The sequence below is a fragment of the Azotobacter tropicalis genome (assembly GCF_059739045.1).
Genome location: NZ_AP046059.1, coordinates 2,408,418 through 2,427,845 on the forward strand (window position 1 = coordinate 2,408,418; position 19,428 = coordinate 2,427,845).

Genomic DNA, 19,428 nt, shown 5'->3' on the forward strand with positions numbered 1-19,428 from the left:
GCGGGACCGTCCGCCCTGCCCGCCTCCGGACGGAGACGAACAGGACGGACAGGAGCTACAGCGGCCGCTCCTTGGTCTCGCGTTCCTGCTGGACCAGCTCGGTGCTCGCCGCGGCGGGCTTCTTCGGCTTGATCAGGCTGAAGTCGATCAGGTTCTTCGGCTGCTCCGGATTGCCGATCAGCAGCGGATGCGGCTTGAACGCATCACTCACCAGGCTCTTGCTCGGCTCCAGCTCGTCGAAGCGCAGGCCGGCCAGGTCCGCCCAGGTGTGGATGAAGTGCGAGCTGCTGTAGGGACGGTGCAGGCTGGCGCTGAAATCGCGCGGCTGCTGCGCCTGCCACTTCGGCGCGTTCCACAGGATGAACGGCACGGTGTACATCGGGCCGGTCGGCGCGGCCTCGTTGCGGCCGAGCACCTGGGGATCGGGCGCATCGAACACCGCCTCGCCGTGGTCGGCCAGATACAACAGGAAGCCGTTGGGGTCGGTGGCGCGGAAGCGCTCGATCAGCGAGGAGACCACGTAGTCGTTGTACAGCACGGCGTTGTCGTAGCTGTTGTAGGTCGGCAGCTGGTCGTCGGTGACGCTGGCCGGCACTCCACTGCGGTCGGTGAAGCGCTCGAACTCCTCCGGGTAGCGGTACTTGTAGCGCATGTGGGTGCCCAGCAGGTGCACCACCACGAACTTGCGCGGCGCGTCGTCGGCCAGCACCTTGGCGAACGGCTCGAGCACGTCGCCGTCGTACTGGCGGGCGTTCTGGTCGCGGTTGTTGTTCAGATAGACCTGCTCGTCCGCCTGCCTGGAGAAGGTGGTGAGCATGGTGTTGCGCTTGGTCATCGTCTGCTGGTTGGTGATCCAGTAGGTCTTGTAGCCGGCCTGCTTCATCACGCTGACCAGCGAGGGCGTGGTCAGGTAGAGGTCCGGGTGTTCCTGGTCGGCGAAGGTCAGCACCTGCTGCAGCGCCTCGATGGTGTAGGGGCGCGGGGTGACCACGTTGTCGAACACCTGCAGCTCGCCGCGCAGCTTGTCGAGGTTGGGGGTGGTCGGCCGCGGATAGCCGTAGAGGCTCAGGCGCTGGCGGTTGGTCGATTCGCCGATGACCAGCACCAGGGTCGAGGGCTGTCCGGCATGGGCGTCGACCAGGTTTTTCAGCGGCGGAATCTGCTCGCGGCTGGCCAGCAGGCTCTCCATGTTGGACAGCTGCTTGAGGTAGTGACGGTAGCCGATCACCAGTTGCCAGGGCGAGGCCGCCTCGATGCGCTTCTCGAAGTCCTCCAGCCCTGCCTGGAACTCGCCGTGCTTGAGGAACTGGCGCGCCGCCGGATAGCCGACGGAGCTGGTGAACAGCAGCAGGCTGGCGACCAGCGCCGCCCGGCGCGGCAGGTACACCGGGCGCACCTTGCGCCACAGCAGCCAGCCGCCGAAGCCGTAGGCGATCATGGCCAGCACGATCCACCAGGCGAAGTAGTGCCCCAGGTACTCGCTCGCCTCGTTCACGTTCGATTCGAACATGATGAAGATGACGCTCTGCGAGAACTCCTGGCCGTACACCAGGAAATAGCCGAAGCCGCTCAGCGAGCACAGCCAGAGCACGGCGCCGATCGCCCCGGCGAGCAGCCGGGTGCGGGCAGGAAACAGCAGCAGGGGCACCAGCCACAGGGCGCTGGCCAGGAAGGCCTGGCGGAAGCCGCTGAAGCCGGCGACGTCCGAGGCCCAGATCAGCGTCTGGGTGACGCCGGAGAAATACCAGAAGAACAGGAACATCCAGCCGAGTCCGGCCCAGTCGATGCCACTACGCCCGGCGGGTGCAGATTTCGTTGTTGCCATGGGTTCCTCGATGCAGCGAGCGAATGCCGGGCTTGCCCCGGCCTTGCACGGACTATGCCGAATCCGCGGTGAAAACTTCGTCAAGAATCGTCATAGCAAAATGCCATGAACGCCCCGACAAAAGTTGCAGAACGCCCGCGGCCGGACGGGCAAAGACGGCTGGCTCAGGGCGCGCCGGCGCCCTCTGCCGACCGTCGGAAGGCGGCGAGTTCGGCGAGCACGCGCTCGGCGACTTCGTCCACGGCGGCGGCAACCGCGGCGCTCAGGGGTGCCCCGGCCACGAAACGGCAGCCTTCCACGGCATACACGACCACCCGCGGCGGCACCGCGCCGAGGACGCGGGCCAGCCCCAGCGCTTCGGCCAGGCCGAAGCCGTGACTGGAGGTCAGGGAAAAATCCTGAAACAACTCCTCGGTGGCCAGATCGAGCCGGCGGATGCGTCCCGGCACGCCCTGCGGCGCCGAGGCATCCACGCAGACCAGCGCCTCGACGCCGCTCCACGTCCCGATCAGCCCCAGCACATCGTCGCCGCATTCGCACAGCACGACGTCCGCCGGCAGCCGGCCGCGCAGCCGGGCGGCGACCGCCGGACCGATGCCGTCGTCGCCGCGCAGCGGATTGCCCAGGGCGAGCACCAGTACCGCGCCGTTGTCGGCGGTCCCGCTCATGGACGGTGCAGCGCCAGCCGGAGGAAGTGCGTCGAGCAGGAGATGCACGGGTCGTAGTTGCGGATGGCGAGCTCGCAGCGCTGGCGGATGACCTCCTCCGGCTGGTCGAGCAGCGGCGTGGCGACCGCCTCCAGGTCCGCCTCGATGCTCGGCTGGTTCTGGGAAGTGGGCGGAACGATGCGCGCGTCCTCGATGGTCCCGTCGGCGGCCAGCCGGTAGCGGTGCCAGAGGGTGCCGCGCGGCGCCTCGGTGCAGCCGAAGCCGGTGGCGGCGCGCGGCTCCACCGGCACGGCGGCGACGGCCGGCATCCGGTAGGCGGCGATGATGCCGAGCGCCTCCTCGCAGGCGTAGAGGATTTCCAGGGCGCGCACCACGATGCTCTGGAAGGGATTGCGGCACACCGGACCGAGGCCGACCTCGCCGGCGAGCTGACGGACCGATTCCGGCAGCCGCTCGAAGTTCAGCGCATAGCGCGCCAGCGGCCCGACCAGGTAGGCGCCGCGGCGCTTGAGCAGCGAATGCAGCGCCGTCGAATGCGGCACCTGGCGCTCCTCGAATTCGCTCTCGTAGTCGGCGATGCCGATGTCCAGGCCGCGGCTGGAGACCAGCCGGCCCTCGTTGAGCGGATACTCGTGCGGATGGCGCAGGGCGACGAACTCGTAGTCGCGCTCGATCCGCGGGAAGGCGAAGCCCGCCACCCAGCGCACCAGCTCGACGGCGGACTCGCGGGCGCGGCCCAGTTCCTCGGCCAGCGGCGCCAGCTCGGCGCGGGTCGGCACCCGGTAGAAGCCGCCGACGCGGACGTTGACCGGGTGGATCTCGCGCCCGCCGAGCAGGCGGATGATCGAATTGCCGGCCTTCTTCAGCGCCAGGGCGCTGCGCACCCGCTCGCCGTGCGCGGCGGCCATGCGGATCGCGTCCGGATAGCCGAGGAAGTCCGGGGCGTGCAGCATCACCACATGCAGCGCATGGCTCTCGATCCATTCGCCGCAGTAGATGAGCCGGCGCAGCGCGCGCAGCTGCCCTTCGACGCGCACGCCGAAGGCGTTCTCCAGGGCGTGCACCGCACTCATCTGGTAGGCCACCGGGCAGATGCCGCAGATCCGCGCGACGATGTCCGGAGTCTCGGCGAAGCCGCGGCCGCGCAGGAAGGCCTCGAAGAAGCGCGGCGGCTCGAAGATGCCGAGCCGCGCCGCACTGACCCGGTCGTTCTCGATATGCAGGTCGAGGGAGCCCTCGCCCTCGACGCGGGCCATGTAGTCGACGGTGATTCTTCTAGTCGTCATGGGCCTCGCCCTCCTCGCGGAATGCCGGCGCCCAGGCGTTGAAGGTGTGGAAGGCGCGGCGGATGTCCCGCGGCGCGACACCCATGGCGCTCCACTGGCGCGCCAGCATGGCGGTGTCCGGGGTCTCCATCGGCCCGTAGCAGCCGTAGCAGCCGCGCCGGCAGCCCGGACAGAGCGCGCCGCAGCCGGCCTGGGTCACGGGGCCGAGGCAGGGCGTGCCCTGCACCATCACGCAGAGGTTGCCGCGCCGCTTGCACTCGATGCACACGCTGTAGGTGGGGATCGCCGGCCGGCGCCCGGCGAGGAAGGCCGAGAGCACTTCGAGCAGTTGCACCTTGTTGATCGGGCAGCCGCGCAGCTCGAAGTCCACCGGCACGTGGGCGGCGATCGGCGTCGAGGTGGCCAGGGTCTCGATGTACTGCGGCGAGGCGTAGACGACTGCGAGGTAGTCGTTCACGTCGGCGAAGTTGCGCAGCGCCTGGATGCCCCCGGCGGTGGCGCAGGCGCCGATGGTGACGAGGAACTTCGATTGCCGGCGCACTTCGCGGATGCGCTCGGCGTCGTGGGCCGTGGTGATCGAGCCCTCCACCAGCGAGAGGTCGTAGGGGCCGCCTTCCATGGTGCTGGAAGCCTCGGCGAAATAGGCGATCTCTACGGCTCCGGCGAGCGACAGCAGCTCGTCCTCGCAGTCGAGCAGCGACAGCTGGCAGCCGTCGCAGGAGGCGAACTTCCAGACCGCCAGGCGCGGGCGTGAATCCATCTCAGATCTCCGGCACGGCGAGGATGCCGCCGATGCGGTCGTAGCGCAGCACCGGCCCGTCCTTGCAGACGAAGAACGGCCCGAACTGGCAGTGCCCGCACTGGGCGACGGCGCATTTCATGTTGCGCTCCATGGACAGGTGGATGCGCTCGGGCCGGATGCCGGCGGCGAGCAGGGCGTTGGCGGTGAAGCGCATCATCACCTCCGGCCCGCAGACCAGCGCCAGCGTCTTCGCCGGGTCCAGCCCGGCATGCGGGATCAGCGCCGGCACCACGCCGACATGGCCGCGCCAGCCGGCGTCGGCATGGTCGACGGTGAGCAGCACCTCGAGGTCGGCACGCCGGCGCCAGTGCTCCAGCTCGCGGCGGTAGAGGATGTCTGCGGGACTGCGGCTGCCGACCATGATCAGCACCCGGCCGTAGCGCGCGCGCCGGGCGAGGAGCGCGTAGAGCGCCGGGCGCAGCGGCGCGAGGCCGAGCCCTCCGGCGACCAGCAGCACATCCGCGCCTTCGGCTTCGGCCAGCGGCCAGCCACGGCCGAAAGGCCCGCGCACGCCGACGCTCGCGCCGACCTCCAGACGGCTCAGCGCGCCGCTGACCGCGCCGACGTTGCGCACCGTGTGCACGAAGGTCGTGCCGCGCTCGGCGTCGCCGCTGAGGCTGATGGCCGCCTCGCCGACGCCGAACACGTAGAGCATGTTGAACTGGCCGGGCGCGAAATCCGGCCGCGCGCCGGCCAGCGGGGCGAGTTCGAGGGTCACCGCGCCGATCAGTTCGCGGCGGCGCCGCTCGACCCGGTAGGGCTGCGGCAGGAAAGGGTCGGGGGCGCTCATCTCAGCGCCTTCCGTAGACATCGAGCAGTTGCAGCCGGGTGGCCTGCAGACGCTCCACCAGGATCGGCAGGAAACGCTTCATCATCGCGTAGCCCAGGTGGTGGTCCGTCTCGCACTTGCCGCGCAGACAGGCGGCGTCGATGCCGATCGCCCGGGTCAGCTCCACCGCGCGGGCGGCGAGGCGCCAGCGATACGGCGGCAGCAGCCAGGAGGCGCCGACGATCTCGCCCTCGCCGAGGGTAGCGAAGACCAGCGGCGGCCGCCCCGGCTCGACCAGCTCCAGGGCCACCTTGCCGTGGCGGATGAGGAAGAACTCGTCGGCCGGATCGCCCTCGCGGAACAGGTACTGGCCGGCGGCGAAGCGCACGTTGCGCGCGCAGCCGGCGACCAGCCGGCCGTGCTCGGCCTCGAAGCCGGCGAAGAAGGGATGCCGGCCGAGGATCTCCTCAAGACGCTCCATGGGTCCCTCCCTGGACGTGGGGGGTGGCGCGGATGGCCGCCGCCTCCTCGGTGATGTCGATGCCCACCGGGCACCAGGTGATGCAGCGCCCGCAGCCGACGCAGCCGGAGCTGCCGAACTGGTCGAACCAGGTGGACAGCTTGTGGGTCATCCACTGGCGGTAGCGGCCCTTGTCGGTCTGCCGCACGCTGCCGCCGTGGATATAGGAAAAATCCAGGGTGAAACAGGAATCCCACAGGCGCACCCGCTCGGCGGAGCCGCCCGCCAGGTCGCTGTGGTCCTCCACCGTGGTGCAGAAACAGGTCGGGCAGACCATGGTGCAGTTGGCGCAGGTCAGGCAGCGCTCGGCGACTTCGTCCCAGCGCGGATGCTCCGGGTTGCTCTGCAAGAGAGCCTGCAGATCAGCAGTGTCCAGCTGGCGGCCCATGCACCCGGCGGTACGCGCGACGACCGCCGCGGCGGCCGCCCGGTCGGCATCCAGCGCCGCTCGCTGCGGCAGGCCGGCCAGCACCTCGGCGCCCGCCGCGCTGCCGACCTCGACCAGAAATTCGTGGCGGCGCTCGTCGAGCAGTTCGGTCAGCGCCAGATCGAAGGCGCCCTCAGCCTTGGGCCCACTGCCCATGGACACGCAGAAGCAGGTGTCGCCGGCCTCGGAGCAGTTCAGCGCGACGATGAAGGCGGCGCGCCGCCGCTGCTCGTAGGCGCTATCCCGATAATCGCCCGCGCAGAGCACCCGGTCCTGGATGGCGATGGCCTTGAGGTCGCAGGCGCGCACGCCGAGAAAGGCATAGCGGGGCGTCGCCTCGGCGGCAGTGCTGAAGAGCAGTCCGCCCTCCCCCTGCCGCACCCGCCAGAGGGTTTCGACCGGCGGATGCAGGAAGCGCTTCCACGACTGCGGCGCGGCGGCGAAGCCGAACAGCGCCTGATCGCCGCGCCGTTCCAGGCGGTACTGCCCGGGCGCCTGGCGGTCGGTCCAGCCGGCCGGCAGGTCGGCGACCCCGGCGATCTCGTCATGGACGATCGCCCCGTCGCGCACGACCGGCCCGAGCACCTGAAAGCCGCGGGCGGCCAGGGCCTCGATCAGGGCCTGCAGGCCGTCGCAATCGAGGACGGCGGTCGCAGTGGTCGGCAGAACCTCCATTTCTCCTGCCTCCTCGTAGGAGTGGCTAGCGGGCTCCCTGGCCGGGTTCGAGTCCGCCGCAGTCGCTGCCCACCCAGCGGGCATGGGATTCCATATGGGTGACGCCGCTCTTGCCGGCGGTGACGATGTTCACCACGGTGGTGAATTCGCGGTCGCTGGCGAAGCGGGTTTCGCCCTCGCCCTGGGAGTCCGGGCAGTGGAAGCGGAACTTCCAGCGCTGATCGCTGCGCTCGGTCACTTCCTGGGTGCAGCCGGGGCGGTCGTCCTGGAACGGCAGCGCCTGGGACTTGACCTGCGCCTCGCTCAGGCAGGCGCGCATGCCCTTGTCGCCCATCTGGACGCCCTGGCGGGTCATCATCTCCTCCATCGCCTGGCGCCGTTCGGGCGGCAGCTTCTGCATCTGCGCGCGGATTTCCTGCATGTCGGGCAGCGGCATGCCGCCTGCCACCACCCCCTTGGACTCGAATTCCCAGAGGCCGGGAAGGATTTCCAGCGCCTGCGCCGGCAACGCAGCGGCCGCCAAGGCGGTCGCCAGAAACAAGGATAGCGGGGATTTCATCGGAAACTCCTGTTCGAAGGGCCGGACGATGGCCCACAGTCAAAGCGCGTGCCGCTCGGCCTCGGCCAGGGGCATGACGGTGACGCTCACCTCCGGGTCGTGGCTGCCGCCGCCGAGGATCACCCCGCGCAGCGGCGAGACGTCGGCAAAATCGCGGCCCCAGGCCAGGGTGATGTGCTCCAGGGCCGGGCGCATGTTGTTGGTCGGATCGAAGTCGACCCAGCCCTGGCGCGGGCAGTAGACCGAGACCCAGGCGTGCGAGGCGTCGGCGCCGATCAGCCGCGGCTGGCCGGGCGGCGGGGTGGTCAGCAGGTAGCCGCTGACGTAGCGCGCCGCGAGGCCGCGCGAGCGCAGGCAGGCGAGCATCAGGTGGGCGAAGTCCTGGCAGACCCCGCGGCGCTCCTCGAGCACCTGCTTGAGCGGCGTGGCCACCTGGGTGGCGGAGGCATCGAAGGTGAACTCCTCGAAGATCTTCTCCATCAGCGCCTGCACCGCCAGCAGCAGCGGCCGCCCGGCGACGAAGCAGTCGTCGGCGTAGGCGGCGAAGCCCTGCTCGAGGAGCACGTAGGGCGAGTCGAAGCGAAAGCGCGCCGCCTCCAGTTGCTCGGCATCCAGCGGCCGACCGCTGTAGGCCAGGCCCAGGCAAGCCTCCTCCCAGGCCGGCGAGTCGGCCAGGTCGAAGAGCGGGCGCGGCAGCACCTCGACCTGCAGCCGGGCGCGCACCTCCAGCTCGTGGTGCGGGCACTCGAAGGCCATGCGGGTCAGCGGGTTGCCGAACGCATCGAGGTCGTCGACCCGCCAGGTCGGCGGCGGGCCGATGTGCAGCTCGCGGCTGCGGCAGCGCTGCCAGGGACAGTCGCGCGGCCACAGGTGGGCCAGCTGCTTGGCCAGGGACACCGGCGCCGAATAGCGGTAGCGGGTGGCGTGGACGATGCGGTAATGGGCAGAAGTCATCGCGACTGGGTCCGTTGGCTGGCGTCGACGTGAACGAAGAAGCGCAGGCCGAGGTGGTCGGAAAGCCGCCCCGCCTCCGCGGAGACCTCGCAGAGCAGGTCGGCCAGTTCGTTCGGCGCGGCAGGATTGTCGGGATAGGCGAAGGGGTTGTATTCCAGACGCCCGAGGTCGAAGGCGGCCAGCCGATCGTGCAGGGCCTGCAGGTCCACCCCCGGCGCCATCTCGAAGCTGGCGCCGAGGCGGCGCAGCGAGGTGCGCAGCACGTGCAGCTGGTAGAGCACCGCATGGGGGTTCTGCTCGTCGAGCAGGAGCAGGTCGAGCACCGGGATCAGCTGCGCGGTGGCCAGGTAGCGGGTGCGGTAGGTGATGCTGCTGTTGCCCAGCTCGAGCAGCCAGGCCAGCGCCGACTGGTCGTGCACGGCGCGGCCGCGCAGGAAGCCGGCGATGCTCTCGGCGAGGAACTGCAGGCGCTCGATGCGGCAGCCGATCAGCAGGAACAGCCAGCCGTGGTCGCGGGTCATGTCGTCGAGGACGAAGCCGGCGAGGGCCGCCATGGACACCAGCTGGCTGTCGAGGAAGTCCAGCAATTCGCCGAGGTCGGCCTCCTCGTTCTCCAGGCAGTGGGCCGCCCGCTGCAGCTCCAGCAGGGCCTGCCAGTTCTGCTGGGACAGCTTGCCGCGCACGCTGGCTGCAGCCATGTGCAGGGAGTGCAGGTTGTTGCGCAGGCTGGACGGCCAGTCCTTGCCCAGCACGGCACGGCGCAGCCGGGTTTCCAGGTCGCAGTCGCAGGACGGCATCGGCAGCAGGCCGAGGCCTTCGGCCACCGACAAGGCGGCCTGCTGGGCCTGCGGATCGTTGCCGTTGTCGACGTAGCCGGCCAGCATGATGCGCAGCAGGCGGGCGCCCTCCTCGCAACGCTCGCTGTAGCGGCCGAACCAGTAGAGGTTTTCCACCACCCGCGACGGCAGATAGGGGTCGCTGCGCACGATGTCGGCCACCCCCAGCGGGCGCACCCACTGCCAGGGCTCGCTGGCGGCGTGGCGGCCACCGAGCACCCAGGTGTCCTTGCTCGCTCCGCCGCGCTGCATCGACAGCATCTCGGCATTGGCATGCGCGGCGACCCGGGTCAGGCCGCCGGGCATCACCCGGTAGCCGTCGGCGCTGGCCACGGCGAACACCCGCATGCCGATCGGCCGCGCCTCCAGCTTGCCGTGTTCGCCCTGCCAGACCGGCGCCCGCGACAGCTGCGGACGCTCCAGGCCGACATAAGCGTAGGGCTGCTGGCGCAGACGCTCGGCCAGGGCCATGCGCTGCCTGGCGTCCAGTTCGGGGCCGAACAGCGGGTCGAAATGCCGCGACGGATAGGCCGAGCGGATCATCAGCTGCGGCAGCTTCTTCAGCACCTCCTGCAGCACCGGCGGCTCGCCGCACCACCAGCTGGCGATGGACGGCAGCAGCAGATCCTCGCCGAACAGCCGCTGGCTGATCGCCGGCAGGAAGCCCGGCAGCCCCGGCGACTCCAGCACGCCGCTGCCGAGGGCGTTGGCCACCAGCACGCGGCCCGCGCGCACCGCCTCGAGCAGGCCGGGCACGCCGAGGGCGGAATCGGTACGCAGCTCCAGCGGATCGCAGTAATCGTCGTCGAGACGGCGCAGCAGGGCGTGGACCCGTTTCAGGCCGTCGAGGGTCTTCAGGTAGACGGTGGCGTCGCGCACCGTCAGATCGCTGCCCTCGACCAGCGGGTAGCCGAGCTGGCGGGCCAGATAGAGGTGCTCGAAGTAGGTCTCGTTGAAGCGTCCGGGGTCAGCAGCACCACCAGCGGCGTCTCGCCATCGGTCGGCGCCTCGCGCGCCACGGTCTCGCGCAGGGTGTGGAAATAGCCGGCCACGTACTGCACGCGCAGGTCGCGGTACAGGTCGGGGAAGGCGCGCGAGACGAACTGGCGGTTCTCCAGCGCATAGCCGGCGCCGGACGGCGCCTGGGTGCGGTCGGCGGTGACCCACCAGCGGCCGTCCGGCGCGCGCGCCAGGTCCACCGCGTAGACGTGCAGCCAGGTGCCGCCCGGCGGCTCGATGCCCCGGCAGGCCCAGAGAAAGTTGCTGTGACCGAACACCAGATCGGTGGGCAACAGGCCTTCGGCGAGCAGCCGCTGCGGGCCGTAGATGTCGGCCAGCACGGCGTTCAGCAGAGCCGCGCGCTGCGCCACGCCCTCGGCGAGCTGCTGCCACTCCTCGGCGGGGATGATGTTGGGCAGCAGGTCCAGCTCCCAAGGCCGGTCGGCACCGTCGGGATCGGCGTAGACGTTGTAGGTCACCCCGTTTTCCTGAATCTGCCGGGTCAGCAGGGCCTGGCGCTGGCGCAGCTGCGCCGGCGTGAGGCGCCGCAGGAAATCGAACATCGCGCGCCAGTGGGGGCGAACCCTGCCGTTGGCGTCGAAGACTTCGTGGTAGGTCGCGCCGTCGCGCGGATAGTCGGCAAACAGATTGGACATGGGTGACTCGAAATCAGGGAGATTGCGCCTCGCGCTCCCCTCCCCGGCACAAGGGCCCGGGGAGGAGATCCGCGCGAATCAGTCCCTCCGGGCCACTGCGCCCGGACGGAATGGCGCTCAGCGGCGGCGCAGGTCCAGGGTCATCGGCATCTCCCTGTTCTCGACCGGCGCGGCAGGCAGCAGTTTGCCCGGTGTGTGGCCGATACGGAAGAAGCGCGCGAGACGCCGGCTTTCCGCCTCGTAGGCATTGACCGGCAGCGTCTCGTAATTGCGCCCGCCCGGATGGGCGACGTGGTACTGGCAACCGCCCAGCGAGCGCTGCATCCAGGTGTCGACCAGATCGAACACCAGCGGGGCGTGTACGCCGATGGTCGGGTGCAGGCTGGAAGCCGGCTGCCAGGCGCGATAGCGCACGCCGCCGACGAACTCGCCGACCGTGCCGGTCGGGCGCAGCGGCACCGGCTGGCCGTTGCAGGTCAGCACGTAGCGGTCCTGGGGCATGCCGCTGACGCTCACCTGCAAACGCTCCAGGGAGGAGTCGACGTAGCGCGCGGTACCGCCGGTGGCGCCCTCCTCGCCCATCACGTGCCAAGGCTCCAGCGCCTGGCGCACCTCGAGGGCCATGCCCTGCACGGCGAAGTCGCCGAGTTTCGGGAAGCGGAACTCGAAGTGCGGGGCGAACCACTCCGGACGCAGCGGATAGCCGTACTGGTCCATCTCGTAGATCACGTCGTGGAAGTCCTGGGCGACGAAGTGCGGCAGCAGGAAGCGGTCGTGCAGCTCGGTGCCCCAGCGCACCAGGCGCTGCGGCTGGTACGGCTCGTCCCAGAAGCGCGCGATCAGGGAACGCAGCAGCACTTGCTGGGCCAGGCTCATCTGCGCGTGCGGCGGCATCTCGAAGGCACGGAACTCGAGCAGACCGAGGCGACCGCTGGCGCTGTCCGGCGAGTACAGCTTGTCGATGCAGAACTCGGCGCGGTGGGTGTTGCCGGTGACGTCCACCAGGAGGTTGCGCAGCAGGCGGTCGACCAGCCACGGCGGGCAGGAGGCACCCGGCTCGGGCATCTGCTGGAAGGCGATCTCCAGCTCGTAGAGCGAGTCGTTGCGCGCCTCGTCCACCCGCGGCGCCTGCGAGGTCGGGCCGATGAACAGGCCGGAGAACAGGTAGGACAGCGACGGGTGGTTGTGCCAGTAGCTGATCAGGCTGCGCAAGAGGTCCGGACGGCGCAGGAACGGCGAGTCGGCCGGGGTCGCGCCGCCGAGGACGAAGTGGTTGCCGCCGCCGGTGCCGACGTGGCGGCCGTCGATCATGAACTTCTCGCTGCTCAGCCGCGACTGGCGCGCCGCCTCGTAGAGGAGCTCAGTGCGCTCGACCAACTCGTCCCAGTTCTCCGCCGGGTGGATGTTCACCTCGATCACGCCCGGGTCGGGGGTGACACGGAAATGCCGCAGGCGCGGGTCGGCCGGCGGCTCGTAGCCTTCCATCAGCACCGGGCAGTCCAGCTCGCGGGCGGTCGTCTCGATGGCGGCGACCAGCTCCAGGTAGTCCTCGAGCCGGCCCAGCGGCGGCATGAAGATGTACAGGCGGCCATCGCGCGGCTCGACGCAGAGCGCGGTGCGCACGATACCGTAGGCCGACTCGAAGGGCGCCGGCGCCGTTTCCAACGTCCGATGCACGCCCTCGCCCGGCCGCGTGTCGCCACGCCCGGCGGCGCCGAAGCCTGCGCCCTCGCCGACTGCGGCCGACCGGTTGAGCGGCGCGTTGCGCAGCTGCTGGAGGATGCGCTGGCGGCTCGGCAGCGGCGGGAACGGCTGATTGGGATCCGGCGCATGCACGTAGGGCTGGTCCATGTCGCGGGCCCAGGGCAGCGAATCCAGCGGCAGGCGCCAGCCCAGCGGCGAGTCGCCGGGGATCAGCCGGCAGTATTCGTCGCGCAGGAACCAAGCGCCGGTCAGCCAATGGCCGCCGTCAAGGCTGCGCGTCAGCGGCAGGACATGGCCGACCGCATGGTTCAGGCCCTGCTCGAAGACCCGGCGCAGGCGCTCGCGCTCCAGCGGATCGGCCAGCCGCGCGTCCTCCGGAGTGACGTTCTCCGGCAGGCGACGTTCGCGCCAGAGGTAGTACATCCAGTCCTCGTAGGCCGGGAAGAAATGCTCGCCGGAGATCCCGAGGTAGCCGCAGAGGGTGTCGAGGAAGCGTGCGCCCAGCTGCGCGTCGGCGCCGTAACGGCGGGTCTCGTCGGCATACAGCGCCGGATCCTGCCAGACCGGCTCGCCGTCCTTGCGCCAGAAGCAGTTGAGCGACCAGCGCGGCAGTTGCTCGCCCGGGTACCACTTACCCTGGCCGAAGTGCGCCAGGCCCTTGGGCGCGTAGTGGTGACGCAGGCGGTGGAACAGGTCGGCGGCCAGGCGGCGCTTGTTCGGGCCCATGGCCTCGGTGTTCCATTCGGGGTCGTCCGGGTAGTCGAGGGCGACGAAGGTCGGCTCGCCGCCCATGGTCAGGCGCACGTCGCCGCGCGTCAGGTCGGCATCGACCTGGCGGCCGAGCGCGAGGATCGCCTGCCACTGCTCCTCGCTGTAGGGCTTGGTCACCCGTGGCGCTTCCCAGATGCGCTCGACGCGCATGTCGTGGGAGAACTCGCACTCGCACTCGTCGACCAGGCCGCTGATCGGCGCCGCCGAGGACGGCTCGGGGCTGCACGCCAGCGGAATGTGGCCCTCGCCGGCGAACAGCCCGGACGTCGGATCGAGGCCGATCCAGCCGGCGCCCGGCAGGTACACCTCGCACCAGGCGTGCAGGTCGGTGAAGTCCACCTCGGTGCCGCTGGGGCCGTCGAGCGACTTCACGTCGGGCTTGAGCTGGATCAGGTAGCCGGAGACGAAGCGCGCCGCCAGGCCCAGGTGGCGCAGCAGCTGCACCAGCAGCCAGGCCGAGTCGCGGCAGGAGCCGGAGGCCTTCTCGAGGGTCTCCTCGGGGCTCTGCACCCCGGGCTCCATGCGGATCAGGTAGCGCACGTCGCGCGCCACGCGCTGGTTCAGGGCGACCAGAAAGTCCACGCTGCGGGTCGGCGCCAGGTCGATGCCGGCCAGGTAGCGGGCGAACAGCGGCGTCGCCGGCAACTTCACCCGGTACGGCGCCAGCTCGCGCTGCTCGCCTTCGGTGTAGTCGAAGGGAATGGTCTCGGCGTAGGGCTCGAGGAAGAAGTCGAAGGGGTTGAACACCGCCAGCTCGGCGACCAGATCGACCTCGATCTTCAGCTCGCGGGTCTTTTCCGGAAACACCAGACGCGCCAGGTAATTGCCCTGCGGGTCCTGCTGCCAGTTGATGAAATGCTCGCCCGGGACCACCTTCAACGCGTACGAGAGGATGCGGGTGCGGCTATGGGGTGCCGGACGCAGACGGACGATCTGCGGCCCCACGTTGACCAGCCGGTCGTAGCGATAGTGGGTGACATGGTGCAAAGCGACATGGATCGACAAGGCGGGCCTCCTGCGTGGCCAGAGCGATGACAGAGACAGAAGATGTTAGCAACTCTCATACCTACATCTTTGTGTCACCGCGCGGGGACTTTACGCCCCGTTTTGGGTCTGCGAATGACAAAACGGGGCTGCGCATGAGCCAAAAAAGTGCATGACTCCGCGTTCTGCCCGTTTGCCGAGGAAACCGGTCGGATTTTAGCAGGCGCTTCGAACCCCGCCTCGGTATCCCGACGAAGGTACGTGTCTGCCTGCTCCGTGCACTGCCAGTCCCCGCTATAATCGCCCGCCCGGCCGACCCTCTCACGAACCATGCCAGACGTCCTGCCTCTCAGCGGCCCGCAGCTGCTGGAACGCTTCCGCGCCCTCAACGACTTCCTGCTCGAGCACCAGGCATTCTGGCGACCCCGGCCCTTCAACCTCCTGCATCTGCCCTGGGAAGAACGGCATCCCGCACTGGCCGCCTGGCTGCGCCAGCGCTCCCTGGAGGACGCCGAGGCCGACCACAACCATCCCGAGCGCCTTGCCGCCCCGGCACCCTTCCCCGCACTGGCCGCGGCCTCATTTGCCCTGAGCGAGGCCGGCGAACTGCCCGCCAGGCGGCAGGAGCAGGCACCGGAGCGCTTTGCGGTCGACGTGCCGGGCCGCAAGTGGCAGCAGATCGGCCAGTTCGCCAGCCGCTTGCAGTTCGCCGCCCGCCCCCGCCACTGGCTCGACTGGTGCGCCGGCAAGGGCCACCTCGGCCGCGCCCTGGCCCACGACGGCACACCGCTGACCTGCCTGGAATACGACGCCGAGCTGGTCGCGGCCGGCCAGTCGCTCAGCGAGCGCCTGCAACTGGCGGCCCGGCACCGGCTGCAGGACGTGCTCGCCGCCGATGCCGCCGACCGGCTCGATGCCAGCCACACCCCGGTGGCGCTGCATGCCTGCGGCGAACTGCACGTGCGCCTGCTGCAACTGGCCAGCGCCGCCGGCTGCCGGCAGCTGGCGGTGGCGCCCTGCTGCTACAACCGCATCGACAGCGATGACTACCGACCGCTATCCGCCGCCGCCCGCGCCTCACCGCTGCGGCTGTCCCGCGACGACCTGCGTCTGCCGCTCAGCGAGACGGTCACCGCCAGCGCCCGGGTGCGCCGCCAGCGCGACCAGTCGATGGCCCGCCGCCTGGCCTTCGACCTGCTGCAGCGGGAACTGCGCGGCGTCGACGCCTATCTGCCGACCCCCTCGCTGCCCGTCGCCTGGCTGCAGAAGGACTTCGCCGACTACTGCCGCGACCTCGCCGCCCTCAAGGAGCTCCCCGCCCCCGCCCCGCGCGACTGGCAAGCCCTGGAAGCCCGCGGCTGGCAACGCCTGGCCGAGGTGCGCAACCTCGAACTGCCGCGCGCCCTGTTCCGCCGACCGCTGGAACTCTGGCTGCTGCTCGATCGCGCTCTGTACCTGGAGGAACAGGGCTACCAGGTCCGCCTCGGCCGTTTTTGCGACCATCGCCTGACCCCACGCAACCACCTGCTGCTGGCCGAACGGGTTACCCACACCTCCCGTGGATAACTTTGTTGATGATTTCCGGAAAAGTACGTCCGAAGCTCGGCACCGGCCCTGCCAGGCTCCTTGATCGTTTTTCGAGCAAAAAGTAAAAGTCCAGCAAAAACAGGTGGTTGTTAAGGCGACTAAAAGTCGCACGACAACCCTCTTCAAAGGACTTGCCAAGCCCCGTCAATGTGAATAAACGCAACGGCAAAGCCCGACCAGCACATCCCAACTGCAGCCAAGCGTTTACTCGGCAAGCCAAACGGCTATAATGGCGGCCCTTCCTCGCCGGTATAGCTCAGCAGGTAGAGCAACTGACTTGTAATCAGTAGGTCCCGGGTTCGATTCCTGGTGCCGGCACCAATTAAATCAACGGCTTGCGTGCGCTGAAGGTTCAGATCAGTGACGCGAACGTAAAAATAGACGTAAAAAGCGGTCATCCCCCTGAGCCTCCCGCCAGAAAACAAAGCGGGGGGTCAAAAAAAGAGTAACATCAGTAGCGCGCCCGCCTGACTTTCTGTAATACATTGATTTTCAATGGGTTTTTCGTAAGCGGCAAAAGTAACCTCTGAGTAACACGGAAGTAGTCTGGTTACTCTTTCTGAATGTAATTTCAAGCATAAAATTTTTCCTTTATTTTCAGGTACTTACCAAAAGATTACTTCTTTGGTTACGCCCGTGTTACTCGCTCCCGTAACCACAGCCCCTCCGTATTTACTGGGCTAGAGCCCTGTTTCTAGGGCCTGCTACTCAAGTTACTCTTTTCTCAGACCCACCCCCTCCCTAGAGCCAGACGACCTACCTATCGCCCCGCCACCGCTCTTTGCCCCCCTCCCTGTGAAGGGATTTGAAGGTTTTCCCCACCCCTGATAACTCCCGCACCGCCCCCAGCCTGCCTGCGCTGCACCGCTCCGAAGGTGTGAAGAAAAAGCGACCAATTTAGCCCGCAGGTGCCGTGGGGGACAACTGCGCGCGCCGGGTGGTGGCCATGTTCGCCCGCACCGATGTCGCCAAGGAGTTCCGCCGCTGGGTGCTTGATGTGTTGGAAGGCCGGGTCGAGATTCATGGCTCGCGCAAGCTCGCCTCCGAGTTGGACCTCAGCTACCCGGTCGAGCGCTGGCTGGGCAGCAACCCGCTGTATGCCCGCTATCACCTCGATCCGGGCAGCGTGTTCATCACCGCCGACATGTTCTTCGACCAGCGCTCGCCCACCCTCACGGTGCTGGCCGAGCTGAAGCGCGCCGGCTACGACGTCGAGGCTTGCTACTTGGAGGTGTAGGGCATGCGGCATCACCTGGAAGTGTCGCGGGACTTCATGCGCGCGCTGCACCAGCGTAGCGGGGAGGCCTTGAGTCAGGGGGCGCTGGTAGTGTCGTGGCGAGGCGGGGCGCACGCTTGGTGCGCCCTGGTCATCCATGAGGGCCCGGTTGTCAGCAACGAGCACTCCATCAGGGACGGATGATGGAATGCCAGATACTATCGAGAATTTTCTTGGATGGACTGGCTAAGCGGCTCAAAGTCGGCGAAGTTAAAGCTGCATGAAATAACACCGGCACGGGGCCGGTGTTGGGTAAGTATTTTTGTTGTAAAAAATATCAGAAGATATAGGTTTATGAGTTTTTTTGCTTTATATGTGCGAATATATATTCGCACATGCTTTTTATATCTTCTGTTAGCTCCCATTCGATTTTACTCATGACATCCAATGCGGTCCTGCAGAATTTTACCTTATCTTTAATTGTTCCGCTTTCATCAGCAAAAAACCTTCGCTCATTTTTACCTTTTCCTTTTAAACCCAGTGCGCGATCTAGATGATATCCAATGCCTTCTATTGATATTGCATAATCGGAGTAACGAACCGATCGTAAGTCATCCTTATTTAATTCGTCTTTCGTTGATCTCTTGCTGTCAAACATTCTAATTGCTGTTTCTATTAATATTTCTTCAGGAATTGTGTTTTCAATTTCTTTGCCTTCTAAGACTAAAAGACGATTGCCAAGCTGTTTTGAAAGATTTTCTAGTCTGTTGCCTTTGCTTTTTATATCGCCGTCGGCGATAAGTATTGCTTCTGTGCAAAGTCTAATTGCGCAAAGTTCATCGGTATCATCGTCATCGAAATTCCAATGACCTAGTGTTCCGCCTTGATACTCGACAAATGAATAGTGATAATTCTCAAGGAACCCCTGGAGTAACTTCTTGCCAGGCTCATCTGATAGGCTTTGTATATATTTCTCCATAAATGATCTAACATAAAGTCTATCGGTAATTCCCTCAACCCAAATTGAGGAATTCGAAAGATAAACAGATGAAGCATGTACTCCAAGATCCGAAAGTATCTCTCTGTCTTTTGAGCACTCACGAATATAGAAGATACTGCTTGAGCCTGATTGCTTTTTTGTTAACCTATGAACAAGTACCTGATTATTTAGCTCTGCCAAGTCTAATAGATGATTTGAGTGAGTTGTTACTAGGTATTGATGATTGGTGTGCTCAAGTAGAAACAGTGCAAGCTTGCGAAGTAGGCCAGGGTGTAGGCCTATTTCAGGCTCCTCAATAAAGTAAATAGATTTTTCGTTCTCAAGGAAGGCTGCAGAAGTAATGATGATTACTTGCTGGAGTCCGTCACCAAGGTCATAAATTGGAAATTGCTTATCTTCACCAATTTTTACTGATACGGTATCTTTCCCATATTCAGGGATAAGCGTTATATCAGCACCACCAAAAAACTCTTCACCGATTATTCTCTCGTAAGCACGAACTTTATCTCGCTCTTCTGGCTGCCCAAGCAAAAACCTGGCTAGCAGTTCGTACAGATTGAATCCGGTCACTATGTTGAAGTTTTCAGGTTTGAGTCCGTGGAAATAATCTTTAAGTGTCCGCTTTGCGAAGAGATCACATTCCTCATCAAGAGGTCTCATACCTCTTAAGATAGGTATATAGTGTCGCTTAGGAAATGAGGTTTCAGATATGAATTCTTTAACTCCTCGCCGCATTGAGTCATGGAGTGAGTGGTCTAATACCCTTCTTATTTTAGTAAAATTTGAGGCACCCGTACCGCCAGAAGCTTGATGGCTATAATTGAAGATTTTTGCTATAAATTCACTTAATTTCGATGAGTGCTCTTTCAGTTTATCATAACGCTGAACATTGGAGTCAACTAAGCAATATAGCTCTTCTCCAGTTATAAAGAATGCTTCTTGGTCTTTTGGAAGATTATCAAGTACTTGCTTAATTGATATTTTAAGTTTTTCTGATGGCTCTTTAAAGTTAACCAGTAATTCTTTTTCTGAACTCAGGAACAACTTTCTTAGAAGCCTGCTTTTTCCGGTATTGTTTGCGCCTATTATTAAGTTTAGTCGGCCAAGATTAATATACTTATTGCGAGCTGGGTTTTCGCTTGAAATATAATCATCAAGTTTGCTTGACCAAATGCTTGAAATCATAAATC

At 65.8% G+C, this 19,428-nt stretch carries 13 protein-coding genes, 1 tRNA gene and 1 pseudogene; 3 read left to right on the plus strand and 12 right to left on the minus strand.

What is annotated here, in order from left to right; genetic code table 11:
- Positions 1 to 55: 55 nt before the first annotated feature.
- From cptA to Atro_RS11435, 11 genes and pseudogenes are all read right to left on the minus strand, one after another.
- A complete protein-coding gene (cptA, locus tag Atro_RS11385) occupies positions 56 to 1,825 on the minus strand; it encodes a phosphoethanolamine transferase CptA (RefSeq protein WP_497922360.1) in 1,770 nt (589 codons plus the stop codon).
- Between the two features lie 164 nt (positions 1,826 to 1,989).
- Positions 1,990 to 2,493 carry a hydrogenase maturation protease gene (locus tag Atro_RS11390; protein WP_497922362.1) on the minus strand — a complete coding sequence of 168 codons (504 nt, stop codon included), beginning with the start codon at positions 2,491 to 2,493 and terminating at the stop codon, positions 1,990 to 1,992.
- On the minus strand, positions 2,490 to 3,779 hold the full coding sequence (locus tag Atro_RS11395) for a Ni/Fe hydrogenase subunit alpha (RefSeq protein ID WP_497922363.1): 1,290 nt from the start codon (positions 3,777 to 3,779) through the stop codon (positions 2,490 to 2,492). Before Atro_RS11395 ends, Atro_RS11390 begins: the two co-directional genes overlap by 4 nt.
- On the minus strand, positions 3,769 to 4,539 hold the full coding sequence (locus Atro_RS11400; protein WP_497922365.1) for an NADH-quinone oxidoreductase subunit B family protein: 771 nt from the start codon (positions 4,537 to 4,539) through the stop codon (positions 3,769 to 3,771). Before Atro_RS11400 ends, Atro_RS11395 begins: the two co-directional genes overlap by 11 nt.
- Before the next feature lies 1 nt (position 4,540).
- Complete coding sequence (locus tag Atro_RS11405) at positions 4,541 to 5,371, minus strand: FAD/NAD(P)-binding protein (protein WP_497922367.1); 831 nt, start codon at positions 5,369 to 5,371, stop codon at positions 4,541 to 4,543.
- A gap of 1 nt (position 5,372) precedes the next feature.
- Positions 5,373 to 5,831 (minus strand): cyclic nucleotide-binding domain-containing protein, encoded by a 459-nt coding sequence (locus Atro_RS11410; protein WP_497922369.1) that lies wholly within the window; start codon positions 5,829 to 5,831, stop codon positions 5,373 to 5,375.
- On the minus strand, positions 5,818 to 6,972 hold the full coding sequence (locus Atro_RS11415; protein WP_497922371.1) for a 4Fe-4S dicluster domain-containing protein: 1,155 nt from the start codon (positions 6,970 to 6,972) through the stop codon (positions 5,818 to 5,820). The genes Atro_RS11410 and Atro_RS11415 overlap by 14 nt, the downstream gene beginning before the upstream one ends.
- Positions 6,973 to 6,997: 25 nt before the next feature.
- Positions 6,998 to 7,531 carry a DUF3617 domain-containing protein gene (locus Atro_RS11420; protein ID WP_497922372.1) on the minus strand — a complete coding sequence of 178 codons (534 nt, stop codon included), beginning with the start codon at positions 7,529 to 7,531 and terminating at the stop codon, positions 6,998 to 7,000.
- 39 nt (positions 7,532 to 7,570) lie between these two features.
- The gene (locus Atro_RS11425; RefSeq protein WP_497922374.1) at positions 7,571 to 8,485 is read right to left on the minus strand and encodes a transglutaminase family protein; all 915 of its coding nucleotides are present in this window, start codon (positions 8,483 to 8,485) and stop codon (positions 7,571 to 7,573) included.
- Positions 8,482 to 10,976, minus strand: a pseudogene (locus Atro_RS11430) (circularly permuted type 2 ATP-grasp protein). The gene Atro_RS11425 and the pseudogene Atro_RS11430 overlap by 4 nt, the downstream one beginning before the upstream one ends.
- Positions 10,977 to 11,093: 117 nt before the next feature.
- Complete coding sequence (locus Atro_RS11435) at positions 11,094 to 14,456, minus strand: transglutaminase family protein (RefSeq protein ID WP_497922376.1); 3,363 nt, start codon at positions 14,454 to 14,456, stop codon at positions 11,094 to 11,096.
- Positions 14,457 to 14,765: 309 nt separating this feature from the next.
- On the opposite strand from Atro_RS11435, the gene Atro_RS11440 reads away from it, so the two are divergent.
- From Atro_RS11440 to Atro_RS11450, 3 genes are all read left to right on the plus strand, one after another.
- Positions 14,766 to 16,001, plus strand: coding sequence for a methyltransferase (locus tag Atro_RS11440; protein ID WP_497922378.1), 1,236 nt, complete (start codon positions 14,766 to 14,768; stop codon positions 15,999 to 16,001).
- Positions 16,002 to 16,267: 266 nt separating this feature from the next.
- Positions 16,268 to 16,343 (plus strand) — tRNA-Thr (locus Atro_RS11445).
- 625 nt (positions 16,344 to 16,968) lie between these two features.
- Positions 16,969 to 17,259: a hypothetical protein gene (locus tag Atro_RS11450; RefSeq protein WP_497922380.1), complete on the plus strand. Its 291-nt coding sequence runs from the start codon at positions 16,969 to 16,971 to the stop codon at positions 17,257 to 17,259.
- A gap of 331 nt (positions 17,260 to 17,590) precedes the next feature.
- On the opposite strand, the gene Atro_RS11455 is transcribed toward Atro_RS11450, so the two are convergent.
- A complete protein-coding gene (locus tag Atro_RS11455) occupies positions 17,591 to 19,423 on the minus strand; it encodes an AAA family ATPase (protein WP_497922382.1) in 1,833 nt (610 codons plus the stop codon).
- Positions 19,424 to 19,428: the final 5 nt, after the last annotated feature.

Excerpts from the sequence above, each read along its gene's own strand:
- cptA (WP_497922360.1), bottom strand. The coding sequence starts at position 1,825 with ATGGCAACAACGAAATCTGCACCCGCCGGGCGTAGTGGCATCGACTGG.
- Atro_RS11390 (WP_497922362.1), bottom strand. The coding sequence starts at position 2,493 with ATGAGCGGGACCGCCGACAACGGCGCGGTACTGGTGCTCGCCCTGGGC.
- Atro_RS11395 (WP_497922363.1), bottom strand. The coding sequence starts at position 3,779 with ATGACGACTAGAAGAATCACCGTCGACTACATGGCCCGCGTCGAGGGC.
- Atro_RS11400 (WP_497922365.1), bottom strand. The coding sequence starts at position 4,539 with ATGGATTCACGCCCGCGCCTGGCGGTCTGGAAGTTCGCCTCCTGCGAC.
- Atro_RS11405 (WP_497922367.1), bottom strand. The coding sequence starts at position 5,371 with ATGAGCGCCCCCGACCCTTTCCTGCCGCAGCCCTACCGGGTCGAGCGG.
- Atro_RS11410 (WP_497922369.1), bottom strand. The coding sequence starts at position 5,831 with ATGGAGCGTCTTGAGGAGATCCTCGGCCGGCATCCCTTCTTCGCCGGC.
- Atro_RS11415 (WP_497922371.1), bottom strand. The coding sequence starts at position 6,972 with ATGGAGGTTCTGCCGACCACTGCGACCGCCGTCCTCGATTGCGACGGC.
- Atro_RS11420 (WP_497922372.1), bottom strand. The coding sequence starts at position 7,531 with ATGAAATCCCCGCTATCCTTGTTTCTGGCGACCGCCTTGGCGGCCGCT.
- Atro_RS11425 (WP_497922374.1), bottom strand. The coding sequence starts at position 8,485 with ATGACTTCTGCCCATTACCGCATCGTCCACGCCACCCGCTACCGCTAT.
- Atro_RS11440 (WP_497922378.1), top strand. The coding sequence starts at position 14,766 with ATGCCAGACGTCCTGCCTCTCAGCGGCCCGCAGCTGCTGGAACGCTTC.
- Atro_RS11450 (WP_497922380.1), top strand. The coding sequence starts at position 16,969 with ATGTTCGCCCGCACCGATGTCGCCAAGGAGTTCCGCCGCTGGGTGCTT.
- Atro_RS11455 (WP_497922382.1), bottom strand. The coding sequence starts at position 19,423 with ATGATTTCAAGCATTTGGTCAAGCAAACTTGATGATTATATTTCAAGC.